This window comes from Hymenobacter agri, assembly GCF_054778495.1.
In genome coordinates this window covers 1-4,296 of the sequence record NZ_BAAGZM010000364.1, presented here as the reverse complement: position 1 = coordinate 4,296, position 4,296 = coordinate 1, and the positions used below count along the sequence as shown (strand labels likewise).

Below are 4,296 nucleotides of genomic sequence, written 5' to 3'. Positions count from 1 at the left end.
GCCGCTGGCGCTGGGTGCAGCGCAGCGTGGAATTTATGCTGACGGTGGGCCTGGTGGCGCTGGGCCTGCGCGGCGGCTGGCAGCTGAAGCCGCTGCGCACCGGCGCGGCCTTCGAATTACAACCCGCCGTGCTCGGCCATCTGGCGCTGAATAGCACGTTCACGGTGCTCAAATCTTTCGATGAAGTGCCGATTGAGCGGGTGGCGTACTTCCCGAACCAGGCGGCATTGCGACCGATGCTGGGCGCAGCGCGGGCACCCGTTCGGCCAGCCCCGACCAAGCCGATGAACGTGGTAATTCTGCTGGTGGAGAGCTTTGCCTCGGAATATAATGGGGTGGAGAATGATGGCAAAGGCGGCTTCACGCCGTTTTTTGATTCGCTGGCGGTGGTGCCGCAGGCGCGGCTGCTGCGCGACAACTACGCCAACGGCCGCCGCTCGATTGAGGCGCTGCCGGCGGTGCTGGCGGGCCTGCCCTCGCTGATGGATGAGCCGTTCATCACCTCCAGCTTCCAGACGGCGGAGCTGCACGGGCTGGGCGAGATTCTGGGCCGGCACGGCTATACCACGGCCATGTACCACGCCGGCACCAACGGCACGATGGGCTTCGACATGTTCAGCGGCATTGCCGGCATGCAGCACTATTATGGGCTGAATGAATACCCCGGCGGCATGGCCAGCCCCGACTACGACGGGCATTGGGGTATTTTCGATGAGCCTTACCTACAGTATTTCAACCGGCAGCTCACGGCCACCAAGCCGCCGTTTCTGGCCGCGCTGTTCACGCTCAGCGCCCACGACCCGTTCACGGTGCCGCGGCAGTACCAGGGCAAGTTTCCGGCGGGCACGCAGCCCATTCACCCCACCGTGGCTTATACCGATTTGGCATTGCGCCGCTTCTTCGCGGCGGCGCAAAAGCAGCCCTGGTACGCCAATACATTGTTCATTCTCACCGCCGACCACACCTCCCAAACCGACCAGCCCACCTACCAGAACCTGCTCGGCAACCACAAAACGCCGCTGCTGCTGTTTGCGCCCGGCCAGGCGCTGCCGCTCGCCATTCCGCACCGCATTACGCAGCAGGCCGACGTGCCGGCCACCGTGCTCGACGTGCTGGGCCTGCCGCAGGAGCAGCGCTGGCTGCTGCCGTTTGGTTCGTCGGTATTCGATGCAGTAAGCCCGGGGCGGGCGCTGTTTCGTGACGGCGACTCGTATTTCCTGGTGCACAGCGACTTCGTGACCGAGCTCACCAACAAGAACGAAGTGCGGCTCTATCCTTACGCGCCCCATTCTATGCCAACAACGCCGGTGGCGAACCCCGACCCGGCCTTGGTGCAGCGCTACGGCAACGAGCTGCGGGCCTGCGTGCAGTTTTATGTAAACGGGCTGGTAGATAACCGCCTTTACAAGTAGCACATTCTTAGTGTGCGGCGGCCAAGCTAAACCCTGTTTTATGAACGTTCGTTAAAGGCTGACCAACAGCTTCGCCCACTACTGGCGGAAGCAGTTGGTTTCACCTCTAACCTCACGAACTATGAGCAAGCAACCCCTCTTTCTGGCCCTGTTTCTGACGGTGTGCGGCTACTCGGCCAGCGCCCAGAGCAGCAGCACCACCACCACGCGCCAGACCACGACCACCAACACGCCGGCCACGTACCCGGCCACTACGCCGTCGTCGTCTTCGACGACGACCACCGAGTCGACCACCACAACCAACGACCCGGCCATCACTACCACCGTGCAGCCGGCTGTTATTCAAACCATGCCGGCCGACACGAAAGTGAAAGACAAGCGGAACAAGACGAAAATTAAGCCGAAGAACTAATTCTTCGCCTTGCCTTTTGCCGAAAAGCCCGGCCGCAAACAGTTGCGGCCGGGCTTTTTAGTAGTAGCGAGCGATGGCACTGGCCGTAGCCCACAGCATAACAACGCAGCGTAAAATCAGCGCTTCAACTCCGGTGGGCAGTATGCCAAGGCAGCTATGAGTGGTCGCGCCGTATGGCAGAGCCGGTCAATTCCATTGTTTTACCGGGAATACTGCCAACGCCGCCCGCGCTATTTCAGCGATGCGGGAGAATAATCGAGCGGCAGGGCCTCCCCAACTTTCTCAAACGCCCAGTACCCATCGACCTGCATGCTCAGCGGATTCTGCAGGTAGCCGTTGGGCAGGATGATGGCCTGGGGCCCCAGTAGCCGCAGCTGCGACACCTCCGGAATTACTCCGACGATTGCGGGCTTGGCCAGCTGCATTTCGGCACGCGAGCCCCGCCAGCTTGCACGGCTTGCATCTACCTGGCGGGTGCGCCGCACCAGCGTCATGTAGGCCACGTACACAGCGTCGGACGGCTCGTTTTGATACGTTACCTGCAGGGTTTCGGGGAAACGCAGCTGCACCTGGCTCGAATCGGAATTGGTGCTGCGGAACTGGCTCACGCGCAGAGGCTGGCGGTACACGCGGGCCAGCACATTGGGCTCGGGGGCGAAAACTTCGGCCAACGAGTCGGCGGCCAGCGCCGTGCGCTGCTGGCCCTGCTCCGAATTGGCTTCGCTCACCAGGCGCTGCACCAAAAACCCTTCTTGCGCTACCCGGTTTTCGCGCACGCTGCGCAGGAAGTGCGGCAACGAACCCGCATAGGCCAGCCGTCGATTGGCGAGCCAGCGCTGCTGCTGTTTTGAATCGCCGCTGGTCAGTTCCTCGAATTTGGGCGCCGCGACAAACTCAAGCCTGTTGGCTTTATAAAGCACCTTAAAATCAAAATTATAATACGTAATTCGGTAGCCCAGCGCCGGGTTGATAACCCGGAGGCTGCGTGGGGCCAGCGCCGTAAGCTCGCCCGTGGTTTTGTTGTAAACCACGACTACGTCATCCGGATTTTCAATTCGGCATTGCTGCGACCACGTGCTGGTGCCCAGAAACTGCCGGGCAAACTTTTGAAAATCGGCGGGTTTATTTTTCTCCGGGCGCACCACGACCTCCCCCAACGCCGTTGGGGCAAGTTTCAGGCCGGCAATTAGCGTCATCGGCTTTTGCAGGCTAATAGTAGTCGTGTAGAGCTGATAGCCCACGTAGGAGGCCGCCAGCTCATACTGGCCGCCCGGCACGTTGGCCAGCGTGAAATGCCCCACTGAATCGGTGGTAGTGCCGTAGGTGGTATTGGCCAGAAAAACACTGGCGAAGGGCAACGGACGCAACGTAAGCGCATCGCGCACCTGCCCGCTGATTGTGAGTGGCTGCCCCCCCTGGGCCAGCGTGCTGCCGGTTCGGAGCAACAGGAATATCAGCAGCAAAAGCTTTGTAATGATGCCAGGCGAGCGCATAAATCAACTGGAAAGGTGGAAAGATGGCCCTAGTTTACAATTAATCCAGTAGTTTTCCTGCTCCTTCACCACCGGAGCCGTCGATGGCCGCCCGGGGGCATTCCACCAATCGTTATTCTATCTATTCATGCTGGTTTTCAGTCGTGCCGCACGCTGGCTAATGGGCAGCGCCTTGTTGGGTATAGTCGCCGCTTTTCAGTCGCCTCCCGAAGAGAGCCTGGCGCGCCGTATTGCAAAAAGTCTGCGCGTGTACTACGCCACGGCCCTGCCCGAAAAAGCCTACCTGCACCTCGACCGCCCGTACTACGCGGCCGGCGAAACAGTGTGGTTTCGCGCTTACGCGGTTGAGGCCGACTCACACCGCCCCGACACGCTCAGCAAGGTGTTGTATGTAGACCTGATGTCGGCGCAGCGGCGGGTGTTGCAGCGTACGCTCCGGCTGCAAGCCGGCCAGGCCAGCGGCGATTTTACGTTGCCCGATACGCTGGCCGCCGGCACGTACCAATTGCGCGCGTACACAAGCTGGATGCGCAATGCCGGCCCGGATTTTTTCTTTGCGCGCTCCTTGGCCGTGCTGGGCGCCGGCAGCCCCACCCAAGCCAGCGAAACAGGCCACCCGACCACGCCCGATGTGCATTTTTATCCCGAAGGCGGGAATCTGGTAGCCGGCATGGAAGGCGAAGTAGGCTTTAAAGCCGTCGACCAGCGCGGGCACGGCATCGCCGTGCAAGGCACTGTGCTCGATGCGCGTGGGCAGACCGTGGCCCTCCTTAAAACCCAGCATCTGGGCATGGGCTCCTTCCAGTTCACGCCCGCCGAGGGACAGCAGTACCGGGCCGTGCTCACGCTGCCCGGCGGCGCAACAACCGAAGTGCCGCTGCCTTGCGCCCAGCCCGCGGGCTACGGCCTGCACGTGAGCGAAACGGCCGATGAATTTGTGGTGCGGATGCAACGACGGCTGCCGGCGGGCAATGTGCCA

At 61.5% G+C, this 4,296-nt stretch carries 4 protein-coding genes; 3 read left to right on the top strand and 1 reads right to left on the bottom strand.

Annotated elements, in window-relative coordinates; all coding sequences use genetic code 11:
* Together ACYVDE_RS15690 and ACYVDE_RS15685 are read left to right on the top strand one after the other, a co-directional pair.
* Positions 1-1,412: LTA synthase family protein (locus tag ACYVDE_RS15690; protein WP_460502484.1), on the top strand; the 1,412-nt coding region annotated here is incomplete at its 5' end.
* A 121-nt stretch (positions 1,413-1,533) separates the two neighbouring features.
* Positions 1,534-1,824 carry a hypothetical protein gene (locus ACYVDE_RS15685; RefSeq protein ID WP_460502483.1) on the top strand — a complete coding sequence of 97 codons (291 nt, stop codon included), beginning with the start codon at positions 1,534-1,536 and terminating at the stop codon, positions 1,822-1,824.
* Between the two features lie 230 nt (positions 1,825-2,054).
* On the opposite strand, the gene ACYVDE_RS15680 is transcribed toward ACYVDE_RS15685, so the two are convergent.
* Entirely contained in the window at positions 2,055-3,317 is a 1,263-nt protein-coding gene (locus tag ACYVDE_RS15680) for a carboxypeptidase-like regulatory domain-containing protein (RefSeq protein ID WP_460502482.1), read from the bottom strand.
* A gap of 127 nt (positions 3,318-3,444) precedes the next feature.
* Here ACYVDE_RS15680 and ACYVDE_RS15675 point away from each other — a divergent pair.
* A partial coding sequence (locus ACYVDE_RS15675) for an MG2 domain-containing protein (protein WP_460502481.1) occupies positions 3,445-4,296 on the top strand: 852 nt, incomplete at its 3' end.